The sequence below is a fragment of the Dietzia sp. DQ12-76 genome, from assembly GCF_014145045.1.
Lineage (GTDB): Bacteria > Actinomycetota > Actinomycetes > Mycobacteriales > Mycobacteriaceae > Dietzia.
Window position 1 is genome coordinate 1 of sequence record NZ_JAALDV010000231.1, and the last position, 1568, is coordinate 1568.

Annotated in this window: 2 protein-coding genes; one reads left to right on the top strand and one right to left on the bottom strand. The window is 70.5% G+C overall.

All coding sequences use genetic code 11. From position 1 onward, the window contains the following. On the bottom strand, window positions 1-564 hold a 564-nt coding region (locus G6019_RS08735; RefSeq protein WP_182627431.1), incomplete at its 3' end, for an acyl-CoA dehydrogenase family protein. Between the two features lie 166 nt (window positions 565-730). Between G6019_RS08735 and kstR the strand changes: the two genes are divergently transcribed. Further along, window positions 731-1513 (top strand): cholesterol catabolism transcriptional regulator KstR, encoded by a 783-nt coding sequence (gene kstR / locus G6019_RS08740; RefSeq protein ID WP_182613004.1) that lies wholly within the window; start codon window positions 731-733, stop codon window positions 1511-1513. Window positions 1514-1568: the final 55 nt, after the last annotated feature.

Here is a 1568-nt window from a genome sequence, read left to right on the forward strand (position 1 = left end):
TGCGGCGGTCACGGTGAGACCCTCGGTGTCCCCGTCGAGCAGCGCCCACCGGGTCTGTCCGTCGACCTCGACCGCCAGGAGGATGCCGCCGCCCGTGGTCCCGCCGTAGGCGACACCCGGATCACCCGTCACCGTGGTCGAGCCCGCGGTGGTGGTGTCCCCAGTGGTCGAGCCCGCAAGGGTCGCCGCGCCGTGGCCCAGGCAGACGCCCACCGGCAGCCCGCCGTCGGCGATGGTCTCACCGAGGGCGGAGGCGACCGCGCCCCCGGCGCGCGAGACCAGCACGCCCGCGACGGCGGTCGACAGGATCGGGCCGGGGGCCATCCGGGCCGTGGCCTCCTCGAGCATGCAGGCCAGGTCGATGATCTCGGCCCCGGCCCCGCCGTACTCCTCGGCGACGGCGACGCCGAAGATCCCCAGTTCGGCCAACTGGGCCCAAAGTGCCTTCCACGCGTCCGGGTCGGTCTCCTGTGCGCGTACTGTGTCCACGGGATCGACGGACTTGGCCCAGGACCTGATCGAGTTCTGGATCTCGATCTGATCCGGGGTGGTGGCGATGCTCACGGTGGCTCCTCGTCGCGACGGGGTTCGAACCGGCGCGGGTCCGAGGACCGGCGCACTCCCCCATAATAGAACGTGTTCTAACAACCGTGTCCTAGAATGCACCAGCAGGACGTGATGACCGCACCCGGCCCCCGATCGGCCGTCGCCAGCCCAGGAGGCTCGCCTCATGACCAAGAGCTCGACCGAGACCGGTTCCGGTCCAGCCGCGTCCGATCCCGCGTCCCGTGGTGACGAGCCCAGCACCTCGTCGCAGCGGGAGCGGCGTCGCCGCATCCTCGACGCCACCTTGGCCCTGGCGGCCAAGGGTGGGTACGAGGCGGTGCAGATGCGGGCCGTGGCCGAGAAGGCCGAGGTCGCCGTGGGCACGCTCTACCGCTACTTCCCCTCCAAGGTGCACCTCCTGGTCTCGGCTCTGGCCCGTGAGTTCCGCAGGCTGGACCAGCGCACGGAACGTTCGGCACCGCCCGGGGACACCGCCCAGGAGCGCATGAAGGTCGTGGTGGACATGATCACCAAGTCCATGCAGCGCGATCCCAACCTCACCGAGGCCATGACCCGGGCGTTCATGTTCGCCGATGCCTCGGTGGCCAACGAGGTCGAGGAGGTGGGCTTCTACATGGACCGGATCATCGCCCGGGCCATGGCCCAGGGTGAGCCGGACGAGGTCCAGCTCTCGATCGCCCGCGTGGTCTCCGACGTGTGGATGTCCAACCTCGTCTCGTGGCTCACCAGGAGGTCCTCGGCCGCAGACGTCAACAGCAGGCTGGGGTTGACCATCGACCTCCTGCTGGGCACCGACGACTCGCCCCGCCGCGCGCGACTGCACACCGCGATCGGAAAGGGGAACGGGGCGGCCGAGGAGAACGGGGCCGAGGAGAACGGGGCTGAGGCGAACTCGCCTGCCGAAGAGCGACTGGCGGTCGACGCCGACTCCGCGGCCGGGGCCTGACCGGGCGCGCCCACCCGACTTTCCGCACACGCGCGCAACAACTGCAGCCGCACAC

What these genes read in the sequence shown, in the direction of transcription:
- kstR (WP_182613004.1), top strand. Translation starts at nt 731, where the DNA reads ATGACCAAGAGCTCGACCGAGACCGGTTCCGGTCCAGCCGCGTCCGAT.